Source organism: Sporacetigenium sp. TC11 (assembly GCF_058146105.1).
Map to the genome: position 1 here is coordinate 139,891 of NZ_JBYVNY010000002.1, position 20,271 is coordinate 160,161.

The following is a 20,271-nucleotide window of genomic DNA, read 5'->3' on the forward strand; positions in this document are numbered from 1 at the left end:
ATAACTAAATCTATTATAGATAATATTTAAAAATAGCTACAATAAAAACATTAGGGGGTAATAGTAATGAGATACTATATGAGATCAAAGTTTTTTAAATTAAAAGAAGACTTTTGGATAAAAAATGAATTTGAAGAAGAATGCTTCTTTGTAGATAATAAATTCCTTACACTAGGTTTGCAATTTGACATCTCAAGAAACAATAATATTATATACTCAGTAAAACAAAAGCTATTGTCTTTTATGGCAAACTACGAGGTTTTTGAAAATGGAAATACAATAGCACAGGTAAGTCAAAAACTAACTTTCTTTAACGATAAGTTAAAAGTAGATAGTAAATATGGAGACATAAGAATCCAAGGAGATATATTTCACTACAACTATACAATAGTTAAAGACGATAGAATAATAGCAAAAGCAACAAGGGAATTATTTGCATTTACAGATAATTATACTGTAGATATTGATTTTGAGGATGAAGCATTTGTATTAAGCCTTGTAGTAATAATAGACGATATAATAGATAGACAAAAATCTAACTAAAGAGTCTTAAAATTTCTAAATATGGCTTATAGATTTTTTAAAAATGTATTGACATAATATGTAAAAACATGATATATAAAATATATGTGTTAGCACTCGGTTACAAAGAGTGCTAACAATTATGTTATATACATAATAAAAATTATATGATTTATTGTGAAGGGAGAGGTTTAACTTGGAAACAAAACAGTTTAAAGCGGAGTCTAAAAGGCTGCTAGATATTGTGGTTAACTCAATTTATACAAACAGGGAAATATTTTTAAGAGAACTTATCTCTAATGCAAGTGATGCAATGGACAAAATCTACTACAAAGCATTGGTAGATGAATCTATAAACTTTGAAAAAGAAAACTATTATATTAAGGTAATTCCAAATAAAGAAAATAGAACATTAAAAATAATAGACACTGGTATTGGTATGACAAAAGAAGAACTTGATGAAAATCTTGGAGTTATAGCAAAAAGTGGATCACTACAATTCAAAAAAGAAAATGAATTAAGAGACGGGTACGATATAATTGGTCAGTTTGGTGTAGGGTTTTATTCTGCATTCTTAGTATCTGACAAGGTTACTGTTATAACTAAGTCTTTTGGTAGTGATGAAGCTTATAAGTGGGAGTCACAAGGGGTAGATGAGTATACTATAGAGCCATGGACAAAAGATACAGTTGGTACAGAGATTATACTTAACATAAAAGCAAACAATGAAGACGAAAATTTTGATGATTACTTAGATGAATATAGATTAAAATCAATAATTAAGAAATACTCTGATTTTATAAGATATCCAATTAAAATGGATATAAGTAGAAGTAGACTTAAAGAAGGTAGTGAAAGTGAGTATGAAAGTTATATAGAAGAAGAAACTATAAACAGTATGGTTCCTATATGGAGAAAGAATAAAAAAGAACTTAGTCAAGAAGACTATGATAACTTCTATTTCGAAAAACACTATGGATTTGATAAGCCTCTAAAACATATACACTTAAGTGTTGATGGTGCAGTAAGTTATAATGCAATTTTATATATTCCAGAAAAAATGCCATATGATTTCTATACAAAGGATTATGAAAAAGGATTAGAGTTATATTCAAATGGCGTTTTAATAATGGACAAGTGTGGAGATTTACTTCCTGACTATTTTGGATTTGTTAAAGGTATAGTAGATTCAGAAGATTTATCTCTTAACATATCTAGAGAGATACTACAACACGATAGACAATTAAAGCTTATTGCTAAGAATATAAAAAATAAAATCAAAAAAGAATTAGAAAACATGTTAAAAAATGAAAGAGATAGCTATGAAACTTTCTACAATTCATTTGGAAGACAATTGAAATTTGGTGTATATAATGATTTTGGAATTAATAAAGATGACTTACAAGATTTATTAATGTTCTACTCATCAAAAGAGAAAAAAGTGGTTACTCTAGACGAATATATTTCTAGAATGCCAGAAGAACAAAAATATATTTATTATGCTTCTGGAGAATCAGTTGAAAGAATTGAGAAAATGCCACAAACAGAAGGCGTACTAGATAAAGGATATGAAATATTATACTTTACAGATGATGTAGATGAGTTTGCTATAAGAGTTATGATGAACTATAAAGAAAAGGAATTTAAATCTGTATCTAGTGGTGATCTAGGTATAGAAAATGAAGAAGAGAAAAAGTCAGAATCTGATGAAAAAGAAAACAAAGACTTATTTGAAAATATGAAAGAGGTTTTATCTGGCCAAGTTAAAGATGTTAGAGCTTCAAAGCGACTTAAGAACCACCCAGTATGTTTATCAAATGAAGGTGAACTTACAATTGAAATGGAAAAGATCCTAAACGCTATGCCTAACAACGAAAATATAAAAGCTGATAAGGTATTAGAAATAAATATAAACCATGATGTGTTCAAGTCACTAAAAGAAAGTTTTGATAATGATAAAGACAAGTTTAAGTTATATACAGATTTATTATACAATCAAGCATTACTTATTGAAGGACTTACAATAGGTGATCCGTTAGAATTTACAAATAATATCTGTAAAATAATGAAATAGATACATGAAAAATTCCCTTAGATTTATTATCTAAGGGAATTTTTCATGTATGCAATTTGTTGTATTTATTTTTCCAAAAGGGTAGTCTTTACATCAAAACTGATCATAGTTACCTTTGTAAGTTTAATTTCATTATTTATTATAAAAACTTTACAAAGAACCATTCTTTGATTTTAGGCTATATTCTAATATAGTGCTGAAAATTCTCCCTACTTATTGCGTGATATATAAATACTATGCACTTATATATACATAATTATTTTTTAAATATATCATCAGAAGAATTATATTTCAGAAGTGTTTTTGTTAAAAATTTATATTCTTCATTCTCTAATTTACTTATACCATTTAAATTTTCTAACCGAGTATTATTTATATCTTCATCTTTTATAAATTGAATATAACCTGTATCCTCATATAGCCATAGATTAAAATTTAATGGTTCATCGGCTAGTTCAGTACTCTTATCTAATATATATACAGTTAGATAATTATTAGGATTACCTATTTTTTTTGCATTAGTGATATTTAATTCATTTTTTCTGCCTTTTGTTATTATATCTCCAAGATACTCAATTTCATCTCTTGAGAAACCACTTTCTAAGTCAATATCAACTCCATACGGATTCTCGTTGTTTTCGTTTAACCAATGAGATGATATCAAACCTCCAGTAAATTCTTTGCCTTTATTCCTATCCATCATAAACCCTATTAACCCTATTGATACTGTTAATAGGATTATTATAATTTTAGTATTTTTCTTCATATTTCCCCCTAAGTATATATAATCTAATTCATAGTTTTATACAACTGTGTGATAAATTATGGTTTGATTATATACTAAATATAACATTACTTATAATACATTTAAACCTATCCACTCACTTTTTAAAATTTCAACACTGAGTTAAAACATAGCCTAAATTATAAATGCAATTCAATAGAAATATAAGTTATAAAATATATTGTTTGTATTTTAACAAGTTTTACATAATCCAACAAATATATAGTGTATAATTAAATAAAGTACTTGAATATTAAAAATTTAATGATTTTAGTGAGGAAAATATGAATTTCCTAAAAAATTATAAAAACACCATAGAAATAATTTTAAAGAATTCTACTGAAATTTTGGAGGATTCTAATAGTAACAAAAAAAGTGTATTGGTATTTGGAAGAAATAGTGAAGCTGACAGTATTTTAATAAAACTGATATATATTAAAATAAAGATATTAATGATCTAAAGGTAAGCTTTTTAGGTAAAGAAGAAAAGCAATATAAATCTATAGTATTTTTAAAGTAAATAGTAAGGGGGAAATAATATGAATCAAAATAAGACTATGACAGTAGTAGGAATAGTATGCATTTTTATTCTAGTAATATTCTTTATACTATCAAATAAAAAGGTATACGGAAATGATCCAGATTCAATAAAAGAAGTTATAAATTCTATAGAAGGATATGAAAATGAAGAACTTATAGAAATTATTGATATAGTGGATGTAAAAGATATGAGAATAGTTGGATTTTTATATCCAGATAATATTGGATTTGCAGAATTTCATAAAAATAAAAATGGTAACTATGAGTGGCGATATATAGAGAAAAAAAGAAATGATTGTATTCGAATTTCCGCTATACCTTTAGAAAAAGAGATTAGATTTGTAATTATATCTAATGCTGAAAATGATAAAGTAACAAAAGTTAAAATGAGTGTAAATGGAAACGTTTATGAGAAATACTTGAAACTAAATAAACCGAGTCTAGCTGTTTTTGATATAGAGAGATCAACAGATGGAAGTTATGAGTATGATTTTGAGTACTTTGATCAAAAAGGAAACAAAGTTGAAAATATAAACTAATATTACTATGTACATTAAAGAACTATAGCAGAAGGGATTAATGAGGTGAAAATAACGAAAAAAATTGCTTTATAGTAATTATCATATTTTTTACCTTAGCTATTTTGTTAGGATTGTAATGATTTTACTTGCAATTATAAGTACTTTAGTATTAGGTTTGATTCTACATATATGGCAAAGATATGAAAAGTATGAGTAAGTTGTTAGAAAGGGGTGAAATATGAAGAAATTTATTTTTGGATGTTTAGCAGTTATCGTTTCATTATCTTTATTAGGATGTGATAAAATCACACAGTTAACAGAAAAAATTAATATAAGAGAAGATATGATTCGAAGAATCTGGTGGGGAATATTTAATAAAAGTGTTTCTAAAACATAAAGGTAATCATTGGGTGGTGGTAAAAACAGATGAATATACCTTATCTGAATACAAGGAGTTGGCAAAAGAAAATAAATAGTAAGTACTAATCTACAAAGTAAATTTTTATATTCTTAGACAAATTAACACAATTTTCTTGCATGGCAAATAATTATATGATAAACTAATAATAGTAATAGTTACTATTATCAAAACGAGAATTGGGGGTAATAAAATGAGTTTAAAAGGAACTAAAACTGAACAAAACTTAATGGCTGCATTTGCAGGAGAATCTCAAGCAAGAAATAAATATACATACTACGCATCACAAGCAAAAAAAGAAGGATACAACAAAATAGCAGCAGTATTTGAAGAAACTGCTCACAATGAAATGGCACATGCTAAAATGTGGTTTAAATTATTACACGACGGTGGAGTACCATCAACTCTACAAAACTTAAAAGATGCTGCAGCTGGTGAACACGAAGAGTGGACTGATATGTATGAAAACTTCGCAAAAGATGCTGAAGCTGAAGGATTCAAAGATATAGCTTTCTTACTTAGAGCAGTTGGGAAAATAGAAAAAGAACATGAAGAAAGATACTTAGAACTTCTTAAATCAGTACAAGAAGAAAAAGTATTTGTAAAAGAAGAAGCAGTAGAATGGAGATGTATGAACTGTGGACATATACATACGGGTGAAAAAGCATTAGAAATGTGCCCAGTATGTGCTCATCCAAAGGCATACTTTGAAATAAGATCTGATAAATTTTAATTAATAAACATTAAAAAGCCTTACTAAATAAGGCTTTTTATATATTGATAATTGTAACTTATAATAGTCTATATATGGGTTACAATTATTAGTATATAAGCTATATAATAAATCATATGAAAATAAAAAAGAGGGATAAATATGAAATTTTCAAAGCAAAGAAAATTAATATTAGATACAGTATTAGAAAATAAAGTACACCCTACAGCTGATTTTATATATGAACATCTTAAAAAGGAAAATCCTAATTTAAGCTTGGGAACAGTATATAGAAATTTATCTCAGTTAGTAGACCATGGGTTTATAACAAAGGTGAGTATACCAGGTCAACCTGATAGATTTGATGTATTGACAAGCGATCATTGCCACCTTTTATGTACAAATTGCAATGATATATATGATATAGAATCTAAAATAATAGAGAATATACCAAGTAAGTTATCAGAAGAACTAGATATTAAAATAACATCTAGCAATATTATTTTTAGAGGAATCTGCAAAAAGTGTAATGAAAATAAATTATAAAAATTAAATATATGTAATGTTCTCTCAGATTAAATATTTGAGAGAACATTTTTTATGTAATTGTTGTATAATGATTTAGTGTTTTAAAAATTATGGGAGGAAAAAAAGATGACAGAAAAAGAGAGATACCTACCTTATCTATCAGGTATTGGAATGGCCTTAATATTTGGGTTTTCATTTTTATTTACAAAGGAAGCTTTAAATGAAGTTGCTCCATTTCATTTATTAGGTTTTAGATTTGGTATGGCGGCAATTGTATTATTAATTTTGAAAATAACTAAGGTAATTAAGGTTGATTATAAAGGAAAACAACTTAAGAATTTACTAGCAATTGCGCTGACACAACCCGTAGCTTATTTTATATTTGAAACTTACGGTGTAAAGTTAACAACTACTTCAGAATCTGGAATGATGCTAGCTTTAGTTCCGGTTTTAGTAACAATACTTGCAGCAATGTTTTTAAAGGAATTTCCAACTAAGATACAGGCATTATTTGTTGGATTTTCAGTTTTAGGTGTTGTTTTTATCGTTGCAATGAAGAGTAGTGGAATAGGATCGAATTTTATTGGAATAATTATACTTTTACTAGCTGTATTATGTGCATCTATTTTTAATATATTATCTAGGAAATACTCAACGAACTTTACTTCTGTAGAAATTACTTTTGCAATGATGTGGATTGGAGCAATAATATTTAATTCAATGTCTATAATAGAACATATTATTAATGGAAATATATATGATTATTTTGTTCCTTTATCAAATAATAAAGTAGTTGGAGCATTATTTTACTTAGGAATATTATCTTCGATTATAGCATTCTTTTTAGTAAATTACACTTTATCAAAAATTGAAGCTTCTAGAGCTGCTGTTTTTTCAAATCTTTCAAGTGTTGTATCTATAGTTGCTGGAGTTATAATAGCAAATGAACCATTTTATTGGTACCAAATTGTTGGAGGAATTATGATTTTATCTGGAGTTTGGGGAACTAATTATTTTGGAAGTAAAGAAAAAATAGAAGAATGTGAACAATAATAAATTTGATGAATAATATATTAATTTAGTTCGAAATTCAAATTAATACTGTTAATTATTGGATAAATATGATATATATAGATAGATATTATAATATTTTATAAAATGGGGTATTGAGTATGACAAACAAGGAATTGAAATCATTAGCAAGGCAGCAACTAAAAGGAAGATGGGGAAGAGCTATATTATATTCTGTAGTATTAGCTGTAATAGTAGTTCCTGATTTGATTGCAAGCTGGTATTACAGTGAATCAGTATCATATAGTAATTCTGAAGCTGTATATGATATTGTGAGTAATGTAGTATCTGGGCCTATACTTGTAGGTATTAGTTATCTTTGGTTAAATTTCATTAGAAATGAAGATGAAATAAGCAATGTATTTTGGGGATTTAAAAAGTTTGGTAAAGCCTTTGTAGCTTATTTATTAACTACTTTAGCTATAGCGGCAGGACTGATTCTTCTTATAATTCCTGGAATAATATTAGGTCTAATGTTTTCACAGGTAAATTATTTATTAGCAGACAATGAAGATATATCTGCAATAGAGGCTATGAAAGAAAGTGCTAGATTAATGAAGGGACATAAGTTTAGATATTTTATGTTAGGCCTTAGCTTTATAGGGTGGATTTTACTTGGCATTATAACATTAGGTATAGGATTCTTATGGATTACGCCATATTATAGCGTAACATTAACCAACTTCTATAAGGAAATAAGTGAGTCTGAGTATTAATTACTCAGGCTTTTTACATACTACTTAGGGGCAAGGTGAATCACATTATGAAAAATAAACTAAGTTCAAAAGCAAAAATATCTTGGTTTATACCAAGGGCTATATATTTAGTCATAATAATTGCAGTATCAATAGCAGTTAGACTTATATTTTCAGGTTGGGTAGAAGGTAGACTTATATTAGATTTAGTACTTGGCGTTATTGTATTGTTTCAGCTAATTAATACAGTAGTTTATCCAATTCTTGAATACAAACAATGGAGTTATGAAATAGATGAAGATAAGGTTGAATGTACTCAAGGTATTTATAAAGTTATTAGCGTAGTAACTCCTACTATAAGGATTCAACATATTGCTATAATTCAAGGTCCTATAGATAGACTATTAGGCCTTGCAGATCTACATATAGCTACTGCGGGTGGATCATTTGAAATACCTAATCTGGATAAGGAAGAAGCAGAGATGTTAAGCAGTTATTTAAAGAATATAGTACAATTTAAAATAAAAAATGATACAGATAATTTAGGTGATAATAATGAAAAATAGGAATCATAAAATAATCATTTTAAGTAATTTTATGGGAAATAAAGGTGTGTTCATATATATATTACTATTACTTAGCGATATACCTATAAATCCATATATAATTATATTGGGATTGATACTATTATTTTTAGGATTTAATTTTATAAGTTGGTATAATGACTATTACAAGATTGATGAGCATGAAATTAGGTATACAACAGGAATTTTTAATAAGAATACAACTGTAATATCTATATCAAAAGTAAGTACTGTAGATATATCTCAAAATGTAATATATCAATTGTTTAATATAGCAAAACTGAAATTAGACAGTGGAGCGGTAAATTACGCACAAACGGAAATCAGCATAGTGGTTTCTATGCAAAAGGCAAATGAAATTATAAGTATTTTGGGGAAAACAAAAACTGAAGGAAAGAAAAATGATTATATAAAATCAAGTACAAAAGAAGTAATAATTTATGCTATTACAAGAAATACAACAATTATTTTAGGTACAATCGCTACAATAAATGTACTCCTAAATCAACTATTAGAAGCTTTTAAAATAAAAAATGATTTTTACAATAAAATAGGAACCAGTATAGAAAATAGTGTAGGAACTAAAATATTTCAGACAGATAATATAAAAAACTTAATATTGAGTATTTTAATAGCCATAGTAATTGTATATATAGTAACTAAATTATTATCTGTACTTTATTATATTTTAAAATTTAGCAATTTCACTATATACAAAGAAGAGAATAGTATTAACATTAAATACGGTGAGTTATCTAAGAAAAAATATTCACTTCCTATAGATAAAATTAACAGTGTAACTTTAAAGCAAAATTTAATAAGGCAATTGCTAGGTCTTTATTCATTAGAAGTAAGCACTGTAGGTTATGGAAATGAATATAGAGAAGAAGCTATATTGTATCCATTATGTTCAATAAATAAGGCAAGGGAAGTAATTGAAAAACTTTTGCCTGATTACAATATGGATCTGGAGTTACAATCTGTTAATAAAGAAGGAAGAAGAATATTTTTTATGTTACCTATGATTATCACATCTGTTTTAGTAATTACTTTAAGTATAATTTTTGATTATGGATATATATCAATAGTTTGTATACCATTAGTATTTTTTATTTGTCACTTAGAGTATAAAAACACTTCTATATGGTATTGTGGAGAAAAGTTTATAGCAACTTTAGGAATATTTAAGAAAAAAATTATTATTATAAAAATGGATAAAGTTGAATATATAACAGTTGAGTCTACATATTTTCAAAGAAGAAATAATCTTCTTACATATAAGATAAACTATTATGGTAAAAGTATACTAGAATCTTTAACTCTTAAACATCTGCCAAAGGAACACTTTGCAAACATAAAAATGGAACTAATTAAATCATAGATTGTGTATAAATTAAGATATTATCGGGGGTTTGGGGAACTAATTATTTTGGAAGCAAAGAAAAGATAGAAGAATATGAAAAATAAAAATTAAACTTACAAATTTCTTTATTATACATATATTATATTAATACTTATTTTGTAAAGGAGAATATATATGTATAATAGACAACAACAAAACGGGGCACCTGTGCCACCTATATTAGAGGAGCAAGTTTCATTTCCTATAACTCAGGTAGTAATTGCATTAAGAGAAGGGAAGACTGTAAAAATAGCACTAAAGACAAAAGATGGATTTTTTTTATCCGCTGTAAATGGTGGTGGAGGGTCTGTAGTTGCTAATGCAGCACAAATAGGTCCAAACGAGATTTTTTTATTAATTCCACAAGGTCAAAACAGAGATAAGGTTGCAATAAGGACTGTTAATAAAAATTATATAAGTGCTATAAATGGAGGAGGAGCCACAGTAGATGCAAGGAGCACTACCATAGGTCCTAATGAGCTATTCAATTTAATTGCAATAAGACCTGATCAAGGTAGCTTCACCACAGAAAGAGGCTTTTATTTGCTAACATATGATACTGAACCTAGACTTTTAACCGGTTATGGCGTTGTACAAGGGCCTAGAACTATTTATACAATAATTGCACAAGCTCAATAAATATATTGTTAAAAGAAACTTACAATTTTATTTATTATACATATAATATATTAATACTTACTTTGTAAAGGGGAATATATATGTATAATAGACAACAACAACCAAACGGAGCGCCCGTATCACCTATATTAAAGGAACAAGTTGAATTACCTATAGCCCAAATATTAATTGGGTTAAAAGAAGGTAGACCACAGAAAGTGGCAATAAAGACAGAAAATGGATTTTTTTTATCAGCTGTAAATGGTGGTGGAGGAAATATAATTGCAAATGCAACACAAATAGGTCCAAACGAGACTTTTTTGTTAATTCCACAGGGAGTAGAAAGAAATAGAGTTGCTATAAGAACTACTAACGGAAATTATATTAGTGCTATATATGGAGGAGGACACAGAGTAGATGCGAGAGGCACTATTATAGGCCCTAATGAACAATTTAATTTAGTTCCAATAAGACCTGATAAAGCAAGCTTTACAACATATAAAGACTATTATTTGCTGACGTTGGATAACGAACCTAGACTTTTAACAGCTTATGGCATTGTACAAGGACCTAGAAGTATATATACAATAATTTCACAAGCTTAATAAGTATATATTATTAAGGAAAACAAGAATAATTTTTAGCATATTAAAAGCTGCATCTAATTTTAGGTGCAGCTTTATTAACGCAGTAAATTGGAGTAAATACACAAAAAATCGAGTAAAAAGAAGGCACAATTATCTAAAAAATGAAAAATCAAATTAAATTATATCATTTCGACAAAGAATATTAAAAAATGACAAAAAATATATTGAAAACAGTAATAAAAAATGATAAATTATAATATGCAATTGACAGAAGTGGTAATAAAATATCAAGAGTAATAATTTTATAAGAGGAGGACACAAAATGGGGCCACAAGCAACAACTACAAAGCATCCTAGAGGGCTGTATATTTGTGGATTAACATTTACGTTTGAAAGGTTCGCATACTACGGATCAAAAACGTTGTTACTATTATTTTTAGCAGAAACAATAGCTATGGGTGGATTAGGAATTGATTATATTGATGCAGCAGCTATAGCAGCTAACCTAACAGCATTTACGTACTTAGCACCGATATTTGGAGGAATGATTTGTGATAGATGGATAGGGGCTAGGTATTGTGTAATTATTGGTACAGTCATTATGGCAGCTGGATATGCATTAGGATTCTTTGCCACAAGTATAATATGGATTCATGCAATGATAATTTTAATATCTATAGGTACAGGATTCTTTAAAGGTAACTTAAATGCATTAGTTGGAGAGCTTTATGATGACAATACTAGAAAAGATGCAGCTTATTCTATACTATATACTTTTGTTAACCTAGGTGCATTTACAGGGTCATTAATTGTAGGTATACTATATACTAAAACTTTTGCTGTTATGCAAGATGGTGAACTTATACAATATGGATTTAGACAATGTTTCTTATTAGCAGCAGCAATGAATTTATTTGGTGGAATTATGTTTGCTTCTATGATGAAGTTTTTAGGGGAAGCAGGAAAATATCCTCAAAAAATGCTTGATAAATCAGGTGATATTAAAGATGGAAAAAATGCTGATAGACCATTAACTAAGAAGGAAAAAGAGAGAGTCAAGGTTATATTCATACTATCATTCTTCTCTATATTCTTCTGGGTATTCTATAACCAAGCAGGATCATCTTTAACACTATATATGAAAGATTATGTTGATCTTTCAGTTGGTAGTTTTGAAATACCCGTAATGTGGATTGAAACTACATTAAATGGTATATTATGTGTTGCTTTAGGTCCAGTTATGGCGGCAATATGGACAAGATTATCTAAGAGAGAAAAAGGCGATTTAAGTATGCCTCAAAAAATAGCTTTAGGATATGGATTCTTAGCATTAGCATTTTTATTTGTAATTGGGGCTGAAATGACAAGAGGAATAGGTGCTGATGCAACTGTAAAAGCAAGTGTTTTATGGTTGGTATTCTTTGTTGTATTCCAAACAATAGGAGAGATGTGTTTCTCACCACTTGGAAACTCATTAGTAAGTAAGGTTGCTCCAGCAAAATACCTATCGTTACTTATGGGTGTTTGGGCAGCAGCCACATTTGTTGCAAACAAATCAGCTGGGTATGTACAAGCTGTAATAGAGCAAATGGGATTAATGCAAGTTTTCATAGCTATACCAGTAATTTTAGTTGTTGGAACAGTTATAATATTAGCTATTAATAAAAAGATTATAGAGATGATGTCTGAAGATAAAGAAGATAAAACTAATGCTTTAAAAGCTGTATAAATTTAAAGGTTGTATCCAAAAGGATACAACCTTTTTTAGTGATCTGCAAATCTCCACCACAAAGAAGTACTGATTAATCCAATAATTGATGTGACTAAAACGAGGATATAACTTATAGGTCCTAGATTAGCACTTAAATCACCTGCAACGTTACTATATAAAGCAGGTACAGCCCAAGGTAAAAATTGACCATAGCCAATGGCTGCTATAATTTGTGAAATAACAAGTGTGAAAATTACAAATCCCAAAGGTGATAAGTATCCTCGACCAATGCATGCAAAAAAGGCAACGGGTGTACTTAGAATTATTGTCAATATTGAACATATGAAAAACATATTAAATCCATTTAAAAGAACTTCTTTGGACCAACCAGGGAGTACTACGAAATCCCCAACTATTAATCCAAGAACAAATACAAGTATTGAAAGGCAAATACACCATAAAAATACTAATAAGAATTTTGATATAACAATATTAATACGTGAAATAGGTAGAGCTAACAAGTCTTTTAGTGTTCTATCTGAGTATTCTCTTCCAAATGTCCAACTTGTTATAAATCCAAATAATAATAAGCCCCCTACAGAAATAGCCTGTGAAAGAAAGCCAAAATATGAAGGCCAATCAGCACTTCCGGCAAGCTGAGCCTTTGCACCAATCATTCCTGAATTACGAGCAAATTCAGGGTCTTTGAGTATGATCATAAAAAAACCACCGACAAAAGGGAGAATGGAAAAAACTACTATTGTTATCCAAAGTATCTTAGAACGTAGTAATTTCAAAATCTCAGCTGATAAAGAAATAGTCATATAATTCATTTTACCTACCTCCTGATTGACTAATAGTTTTTAGAAAGTATGATTCTAAATCTTCTTCTTCCGTTTTTAGCATAGTAAGAGAAATGCTGTTATTGACTAAAATACGGGCAACCTCTTCAGGAGATATAATAATATCATTACTATTTATAGATATAATTCCATCATTAGTAATCTGTGGATTATATCCATATTGAGAGAGTATAGAAGTAGCTTTTAAATTATCAAGTGTATTTACAATGAGATTTTTTTGTCTTAGTAATTCTAACTTAGCTGATGTCTCTTCTTGAATAAGGGAACCTTCATGAATAATACCTATACGAGATGAAAGTTTTGAAATTTCTCCAAGAATATGGCTTGAAATAAATATAGTTACCCCATGGTTATTAGCTAAATCATGTAAAAGGTCTCTTATTTCAACAATTCCTGAAGGATCTAGGCCATTTGATGGTTCATCTAAAATTAGGATTTGAGGATTATGTAACAAAGCTTTTGCAATACCAAGTCTCTGAGCATTCCCCATTGAAAGGTGCTTTGCCTTTATATTTTCATATGAATTTAAGTTTAGCTTAGTTATAATATTTGATACAGAGTTATTATCTGATATTCCACGAAGTTTTCTTATAATTTCAAGATTTTCTTTTACTGAAAGCTCTGGATATGAATAGGGTATTTCTACAATATATCCTATATTGCTAAATAGGTTATGATTTTTAGGCTCAACTTTTTGACCATTTAAAAATACAGTACCAGAGGTAGGTTTAATCATCCCAAGTATCATACGAATTGTAGTAGTCTTACCAGCTCCGTTTAATCCTAGAAAACCATATATTTCTCCCTTTTTAACGGAGATTGTTACATTTTTTACTGCATCAAATTTACCATAAGATTTTGAAAGATTTATAGTATTAATAACATCAGTCATATTTACATCTCCTTATGTATAAGACCATTACTGATTAATTTAATTAGTAACTTCATAGTATTATCATAAACATCTTCGCCAATTTCTTCTTTATGGGTAGACAATATAAAAAGAGAACGTATTAACCCTGAAATAGTCTCAGGACTTTCTTTTATGGCAATACCCTTTGATTCCCATATTTTTATTATGTGTGTCAGAATATTAGAGTCCTGACGCATGTGGCTTTTAAGTTTTTCTTTTGGTAATTTCCTTAAAATAATTTCTAGAGAGTTATCTTTATATACCTGTAATATAAAAGGATTATCTTTTACTAATTCAAAAGAACGTGTCAGAAATTTTTCAATGTACTTTTCTGGTTTACTCTCAAGTGGACGTATTTCATCTATAAGAATTTCTTTTATATTTTTTTCTTCTAGCTCCAAAATTTCAAAATATAATTCTTCTTTTGAACTAAAAAATATATAGAAAGACCCTTGTGCTATTCCAACTGCATTTGTGATATCTTTAATTCCAGTCTTTTTTAATCCATAGGAACTAAAGAGATTTTTACCACTATTTATAATAGATTGTCTTATTAAAACTTTTTCATCTTCACTAAAACCTTTTGGCATAACAACCTCCATGATAAATATATATGAATAAATTATTTTTTTATTCATATATATTGTAGGCTTTTCATTGTTTAAAGTCAATGTTTATAGTCATTAGCTTAGAACAGATCTCATCATAAAGAAAACAGGTATTGTTGAAAGTGATTGTGCAATAAATGGAGATATTATTTTACTTATGCCTAAAAACTCAACTAGTAAAAATATTATACCCATGTTAATTACATATTCAAATAAATAAACTAATATGGACATTGAAAATCTTTTAGTTGAATAATTTTGTTGTTTAAAAGTTATCTTTGTATTTAGAAAGTATGATGCAGTAATACTTAAAAATGTTGTAAGGGTATAAGCTGAAATATAATTTATTTTAACAATAATGTGTAATCCTATATAAAACATTTGTGAGACAATAAAATTAGCTATACCAATAATATTAAAATTAATATACTCACAAACTTTACTTCTCCTATTTTTAAGTTTATCTAAAAATCTATTAAGCATTAGATTCTTCTCCTTAAATATAAGTATTATGTATTAAATAGTATTCTTCAAAGATACATGTAAAAAAGCCGATTGCATAACAATTTAACTAGGTATTTAATGTACTATTATACAGAAAGACAATGTAAATGGTCAACATATCTATAATCAATAAAGAATGAGAACTTAAATGATATGGAAGGGAGTATATGTATGAAATCAATTGCCTATAACTGTATTTTTGCAGATATACTTAACTTCTTCAAGGAAGGTTATGGGAAATCATAAAAACTCATTAATTGATAACGTATTACTTATTTCCATTGGGATCACTTTGACTATCTTAAATATTATGTTGTTTAAGAGTTTTATTAATTAAGTTGATTTCCAACTTATCAATAATGCCAATGGGAGTAATAATTATGCTGATTATATAAATTTGTATTTTCTCTTAATAATTGTTTTGCAATAGTATACCAAATAAGAAATGCAAAAAAGAATACTTTTAACAATAAGTTTATAAAATTTAATATACTAAGAATTTTTTTGCCTTAATGGTGGATAATAAAACTGTGCTATTAGCATAAAAAAATTACGGAGGTATAGATATGGATATGAACTTAAATATGAAAAATAATCAAAACAACCAAAATAAAAATGCAAAAGAGTATATTGATATGGTTTGTGGTCAACTTCAAAATTCTAAAAATTGTTTAGACAAAGCTTTAAATTCAGTAGAAAAATCAGAAAATAGACAAAAAATACAAACTGCTTTACATGCAGTAGATAATGCTTTGGAAGCTACTCTTAACACTCTTACAAATTATAGAGATTAATAAGATAAATTATAATATCCTTGTAATTAAAAAAGGTTGTATCTAAGATGATACAACCTTTTTAGCTAATAATAAATTATTGTGAATTCTTAATATTTGAATAAAATTCAAAAGAAGTTCCAGAAACTTGTTTTGAAGCATACATAGCTTTATCTGCAAAATCCATAAGGCTTTCTATATCAGTTGCATCATCTGGGTAAATAGACACACCTATGCTTATATCTATATTTAGCTCTGTTTGATCTACCTTCAATGGTGTTTTAAGATTTTCTATAATTCTTTTTATAAGAACAGAGCAACTTTCATGATTGCTTATATAAGGTTGAACTATTACAAACTCATCGCCACCAAGCCTTGCAATGAAATCAGCCTGTCTAATGGTGTTTTCAACAGTTTGAGCAGTTTCCTTAAGAATAATATCTCCAACAGTATGCCCATATGTATCGTTAATGGTCTTAAATTTATCTATATCAAATAACATTACTGCAAATTTAAAATTTCTTCTACTGGCATGTTTTAATGTTAAATTTAGATGATTCATAAGGTGATTTCTATTTGGTATATCAGTTAGTGAATCATAGTTTGCAAGATATCGTATTTTTCCTTCTTCCATTTTTCTTTCAGATATATCTCTAACAATATGAATTCTTAATCTATTTTCATCTATTAGTGTGCTTTTAACACTAACTTCAACAGGAAAACTAGTTCCATCTTTTTTTACATGTTCACATTCAAATGTAATACCACTTTTATCAGCTTTTTCCATTTGTTCCTGAAACAAGTTTTTAGTTGAATGATGTCTTAAGTTTTGAACGTTTAACTTAGTTAGTTCACTTATAGAATACCCATATTTAAAGAGAGCACTCATATTAGCATCTATAATATTTCCTTGACTATTTGAATATAAAATAATATCTTGTGCATTATCAAATAAAAGTTGATGTTTTTTTGTTATTTCATTGGCTTTTTTACAATCAGTTATATCAGTGAAAAAAACAGTAAATTGATTTTTTACCGGGCTAAATACAGAAATCTTAAAATGCTTATCTAGATGGTCGTTATAAATTTTAAAATTACTAGGTATTCCTAATGTTGAAATAATTTTATAAATATTAATCCAAAACTTGTTTAAACTAGATTCAAGATCTGATACCTTTTTTCCAATAATATCATCTCGAACCAATCCGGTAATGTTTGTAAAAGCATTATTAATTTCTAAAAACTTATAATCAATTGGATTACCATTTTCATCATAAATTAACTCATGAAAGGAAATTCCTTCATTTATGGAATTAAAGAACGACCCAAGATAGCTATTACAATCCTTTCCACAAATATATTCTTTCCACATATAGATAAATTCTCCTTCTAATCGAATATTAGATAATATATTCTATAAATATAAAATAGCAATATGCTTTCAATTATAATTATTAAAATATATTGCAAAAAATGTAGTATATTGTAATTTATTGTAATATACATTATAGCTAATACACATTAAAAACTCAATAATAACATGTTTAGTTAAAATTCCGAGGGAATTTATTCTTTTTATTTAAAGATAAGGGTTGCTTTATGTTAGTTTCTGAAATAGTATATATTAGAATTAACTTTTCTAGTTTTTATGTAGATTTCTAATAAATGTGTTACTATTGAAAAGAATATATTAAGGATTATATTGTGAAATATGAGGAGGACAGTATGAATAAAAAATTATATAAATCGAATTCTAATAAGATGATTTCAGGAGTATGTGGTGGAATCGCTGAATATTTTAATGTTGATCCTACTTTTGTGCGTCTAGCTTGGGTATTGTTTTTACTGGTGGGTGGAAGTGGACTATTAGCGTATATAGTTTGTGCGATAGTTATTCCACAAGATATTAATTATTAAGGATAAATGAAGGTTGTATCTAAGATGATACAACCTTTTTTAACTATAAATTCTTAATGTTTGAATAAAACTCAAAAGAACTTCCCAAAACTTGTTTTGAAGCATACATAGCTTTATCCGCAAAACGCATAAGGTTTTCTACATCATTTGAATCATCTGGATAAATAGATATACCTATGCTTACATCTATATTTAACTCTGCTTTATCTATAGTTAATGGGGTATTAAGACTTTCTAAAATTTTCTTTGAAAGAATAGAACAATCTTCATTATTATCTATGTAAGGCTGAATTATTACAAATTCATCTCCACCAAGTCTTGCAACAAAATCACCGTAACTAATAGTATTTTTAACAGTTTGTGCAGTTTCTCTAAGAACAATATCACCATAGTCATGCCCATATACATCATTAATTCTCTTAAACTTGTCTATATCAAACAACATTAAAGCAAACTTGAAATTTTCCTTACTAGCATCTTCTAAAATTAAATTTAGGCGATTCATAAGATAACTTCTATTTGGTATCCCAGTAAGTGAGTCATAGTTTGCAAGATAAAGTATTTTTTCTTCTACCATTTTTCTTTCAGATATATCCCTAACAATGTGAATTCTTAATATGTTTTTATCTACTATTGTACCTTTAACACTAACTTCAACAGGAAAAATGGTACCGTCTTTCTTAATATGCTGAACTTCAAATGTAATTCCATTTGTGTCAGCTTCTTTCATTTGCTTCTTAAATAGGTGATTAGTTGAGTTATGTCTTAGATCTTGAACATTTAACTTAGTTATCTCACTTAGAGAATATCCATATTTCAGAATGGAATTCATATTAGCATCTATTATATTACCATCAACATCTGCATAGAAAATAATATCTTGTGCATTATCAAATAAAAGTTGATGTTTTTTCATTATTTCATTAATTTTCTTTAAATCAGTTATATCTGTTAATAAAATAATAAACTGGCCTTTTACCGGGCTAAAGACAGAAACTCTAAAATATTTATCTAGTATTTCATGATATGTCTCAAAATTAGCAGGCATAGTAGAAGTTGAAATTTTTTTATAAATATCAATCCAAAATTGTTCCAAACTAGGTATAATATCTAAAATTGTTTTTCCAATAATATCTTCACGTTTTAATCCGGTAATATATGTAAAAGCATTGTTAATTTCTAAAAATTTATAGTCAATAGGGTTGTCATTTTCATCATAAATTAACTCATGGAAGGCAAAACCTTCACTTACTGAATTAAAAAAAGAATTAAGATAATTATTACAATTGTCGCCACAAATACATTTTTTCCACATAGGATCAACCCCCTCATTAGTAAAATATTAAATTTATATATACATACCCATTATACATAATTTTAAATAGTTAATTAAAGGAAAATTCAATATATTCTGGAATAGGCATGAAAATATATTTACAAAATTATAAATTATAATAAATAAGTTAAAAGGGGGTATGCAATTTGTGCATACCCCTTTCTTTAACTTATTTATTGCGTAACTACGTGAGTAATATCTATTTGTTGTCCACCACCAGTTATTGTTGCTGAATTTGTTTCTGGTGTAGTTCCATTTTCTACGAACCAATTAAAGGTAGCTTTACCATTAGCATCTGTAACTCGCATTTGTTGGACATTATAAGTGTTATCTCCAAGTTTATATAAAGTACGTATTGTATATGATGTTTTCGGTTTTGCTTGTATAGTTACATGACCAAAATCTCCTACGTTAAGATCAGTATCTGATGAGACAATTTTTATGGAATTTGATGTATCAGATTGTACTTTAGCAGCTGATGCTTTATTGTTATAAAAGCCTAAAGTGAATATAAATACAAATAATAGTGCTATGCAAAAAACTTTAAATTTCATAAAACTTCTCCTCCTATATTTACTGTCGAATTTTTA

Annotated in this window: 24 protein-coding genes; 16 read left to right on the top strand and 8 right to left on the bottom strand. The window is 27.7% G+C overall.

The features are described 5' to 3' along the window. Window positions 1-66: 66 nt before the first annotated feature. The gene (locus ACUSRV_RS03605; protein WP_490140556.1) at window positions 67-543 is read left to right on the top strand and encodes an LURP-one-related/scramblase family protein; all 477 of its coding nucleotides are present in this window, start codon (window positions 67-69) and stop codon (window positions 541-543) included. A 175-nt stretch (window positions 544-718) separates the two neighbouring features. After that, entirely contained in the window at window positions 719-2,596 is a 1,878-nt protein-coding gene (htpG, locus tag ACUSRV_RS03610; protein WP_490140557.1) for a molecular chaperone HtpG, read from the top strand. A gap of 256 nt (window positions 2,597-2,852) precedes the next feature. Here htpG and ACUSRV_RS03615 read toward each other — a convergent pair whose 3' ends face one another. Next, a complete protein-coding gene (locus ACUSRV_RS03615; RefSeq protein WP_490140558.1) occupies window positions 2,853-3,362 on the bottom strand; it encodes a hypothetical protein in 510 nt (169 codons plus the stop codon). 557 nt (window positions 3,363-3,919) lie between these two features. Here ACUSRV_RS03615 and ACUSRV_RS03620 point away from each other — a divergent pair. The 11 genes from ACUSRV_RS03620 to ACUSRV_RS03670 all read left to right on the top strand — a co-directional run bounded on the left by ACUSRV_RS03620 (window position 3,920) and on the right by ACUSRV_RS03670 (window position 12,785). Beyond that, a complete protein-coding gene (locus ACUSRV_RS03620) occupies window positions 3,920-4,459 on the top strand; it encodes a hypothetical protein (protein WP_490140559.1) in 540 nt (179 codons plus the stop codon). A 220-nt stretch (window positions 4,460-4,679) separates the two neighbouring features. Further along, on the top strand, window positions 4,680-4,838 hold the full coding sequence (locus tag ACUSRV_RS03625) for a hypothetical protein (protein WP_490140560.1): 159 nt from the start codon (window positions 4,680-4,682) through the stop codon (window positions 4,836-4,838). A 214-nt stretch (window positions 4,839-5,052) separates the two neighbouring features. Continuing rightward, complete coding sequence (gene rbr / locus ACUSRV_RS03630) at window positions 5,053-5,592, top strand: rubrerythrin (protein ID WP_490140561.1); 540 nt, start codon at window positions 5,053-5,055, stop codon at window positions 5,590-5,592. A 141-nt stretch (window positions 5,593-5,733) separates the two neighbouring features. After that, on the top strand, window positions 5,734-6,117 hold the full coding sequence (locus ACUSRV_RS03635) for a Fur family transcriptional regulator (RefSeq protein ID WP_490140562.1): 384 nt from the start codon (window positions 5,734-5,736) through the stop codon (window positions 6,115-6,117). 108 nt (window positions 6,118-6,225) lie between these two features. Next, on the top strand, window positions 6,226-7,152 hold the full coding sequence (locus ACUSRV_RS03640; protein WP_490140563.1) for a DMT family transporter: 927 nt from the start codon (window positions 6,226-6,228) through the stop codon (window positions 7,150-7,152). Window positions 7,153-7,271: 119 nt separating this feature from the next. After that, a complete protein-coding gene (locus ACUSRV_RS03645; RefSeq protein WP_490140564.1) occupies window positions 7,272-7,886 on the top strand; it encodes a DUF975 family protein in 615 nt (204 codons plus the stop codon). Window positions 7,887-7,933: 47 nt separating this feature from the next. Continuing rightward, window positions 7,934-8,431: a PH domain-containing protein gene (locus ACUSRV_RS03650; RefSeq protein ID WP_490140565.1), complete on the top strand. Its 498-nt coding sequence runs from the start codon at window positions 7,934-7,936 to the stop codon at window positions 8,429-8,431. Then, entirely contained in the window at window positions 8,421-9,830 is a 1,410-nt protein-coding gene (locus tag ACUSRV_RS03655) for a PH domain-containing protein (protein ID WP_490140566.1), read from the top strand. The genes ACUSRV_RS03650 and ACUSRV_RS03655 overlap by 11 nt, the downstream gene beginning before the upstream one ends. Before the next feature lie 156 nt (window positions 9,831-9,986). Then, a complete protein-coding gene (locus ACUSRV_RS03660) occupies window positions 9,987-10,490 on the top strand; it encodes a fascin domain-containing protein (protein ID WP_490140567.1) in 504 nt (167 codons plus the stop codon). A gap of 80 nt (window positions 10,491-10,570) precedes the next feature. Beyond that, complete coding sequence (locus ACUSRV_RS03665; RefSeq protein ID WP_490140568.1) at window positions 10,571-11,074, top strand: fascin domain-containing protein; 504 nt, start codon at window positions 10,571-10,573, stop codon at window positions 11,072-11,074. A 304-nt stretch (window positions 11,075-11,378) separates the two neighbouring features. Beyond that, entirely contained in the window at window positions 11,379-12,785 is a 1,407-nt protein-coding gene (locus ACUSRV_RS03670; protein WP_490140569.1) for a peptide MFS transporter, read from the top strand. 35 nt (window positions 12,786-12,820) lie between these two features. Here the strand turns inward: ACUSRV_RS03670 and ACUSRV_RS03675 are convergent, their stop codons facing one another. The 4 genes from ACUSRV_RS03675 to ACUSRV_RS03690 form a co-directional block, all read right to left on the bottom strand. After that, window positions 12,821-13,600 carry an ABC transporter permease gene (locus ACUSRV_RS03675; RefSeq protein ID WP_490140570.1) on the bottom strand — a complete coding sequence of 260 codons (780 nt, stop codon included), beginning with the start codon at window positions 13,598-13,600 and terminating at the stop codon, window positions 12,821-12,823. Between the two features lies 1 nt (window position 13,601). Further along, window positions 13,602-14,522: an ABC transporter ATP-binding protein gene (locus tag ACUSRV_RS03680; protein ID WP_490140571.1), complete on the bottom strand. Its 921-nt coding sequence runs from the start codon at window positions 14,520-14,522 to the stop codon at window positions 13,602-13,604. Window positions 14,523-14,524: 2 nt separating this feature from the next. Continuing rightward, entirely contained in the window at window positions 14,525-15,133 is a 609-nt protein-coding gene (locus ACUSRV_RS03685) for a TetR/AcrR family transcriptional regulator (RefSeq protein WP_490140572.1), read from the bottom strand. 93 nt (window positions 15,134-15,226) lie between these two features. Further along, entirely contained in the window at window positions 15,227-15,634 is a 408-nt protein-coding gene (locus ACUSRV_RS03690) for a GtrA family protein (protein ID WP_490140573.1), read from the bottom strand. A gap of 202 nt (window positions 15,635-15,836) precedes the next feature. On the opposite strand from ACUSRV_RS03690, the gene ACUSRV_RS03695 reads away from it, so the two are divergent. Both ACUSRV_RS03695 and ACUSRV_RS03700 read left to right on the top strand, forming a co-directional pair. Next, window positions 15,837-15,992 (top strand): divalent metal cation transporter, encoded by a 156-nt coding sequence (locus ACUSRV_RS03695; RefSeq protein ID WP_490140574.1) that lies wholly within the window; start codon window positions 15,837-15,839, stop codon window positions 15,990-15,992. A gap of 229 nt (window positions 15,993-16,221) precedes the next feature. Next, complete coding sequence (locus ACUSRV_RS03700) at window positions 16,222-16,449, top strand: hypothetical protein (RefSeq protein WP_490140575.1); 228 nt, start codon at window positions 16,222-16,224, stop codon at window positions 16,447-16,449. Between the two features lie 76 nt (window positions 16,450-16,525). Here ACUSRV_RS03700 and ACUSRV_RS03705 read toward each other — a convergent pair whose 3' ends face one another. After that, on the bottom strand, window positions 16,526-17,800 hold the full coding sequence (locus tag ACUSRV_RS03705; protein WP_490140576.1) for a PAS domain-containing protein: 1,275 nt from the start codon (window positions 17,798-17,800) through the stop codon (window positions 16,526-16,528). A gap of 353 nt (window positions 17,801-18,153) precedes the next feature. On the opposite strand from ACUSRV_RS03705, the gene ACUSRV_RS03710 reads away from it, so the two are divergent. Next, window positions 18,154-18,345, top strand: a complete 192-nt coding sequence (locus ACUSRV_RS03710) for a PspC domain-containing protein (RefSeq protein ID WP_490140577.1) — start codon at window positions 18,154-18,156, stop codon at window positions 18,343-18,345. 43 nt (window positions 18,346-18,388) lie between these two features. Here the strand turns inward: ACUSRV_RS03710 and ACUSRV_RS03715 are convergent, their stop codons facing one another. Together ACUSRV_RS03715 and ACUSRV_RS03720 are read right to left on the bottom strand one after the other, a co-directional pair. Continuing rightward, window positions 18,389-19,660, bottom strand: a complete 1,272-nt coding sequence (locus ACUSRV_RS03715; RefSeq protein WP_490140578.1) for a PAS domain-containing protein — start codon at window positions 19,658-19,660, stop codon at window positions 18,389-18,391. Window positions 19,661-19,854: 194 nt separating this feature from the next. Continuing rightward, complete coding sequence (locus ACUSRV_RS03720) at window positions 19,855-20,235, bottom strand: hypothetical protein (protein WP_490140579.1); 381 nt, start codon at window positions 20,233-20,235, stop codon at window positions 19,855-19,857. Window positions 20,236-20,271: the final 36 nt, after the last annotated feature.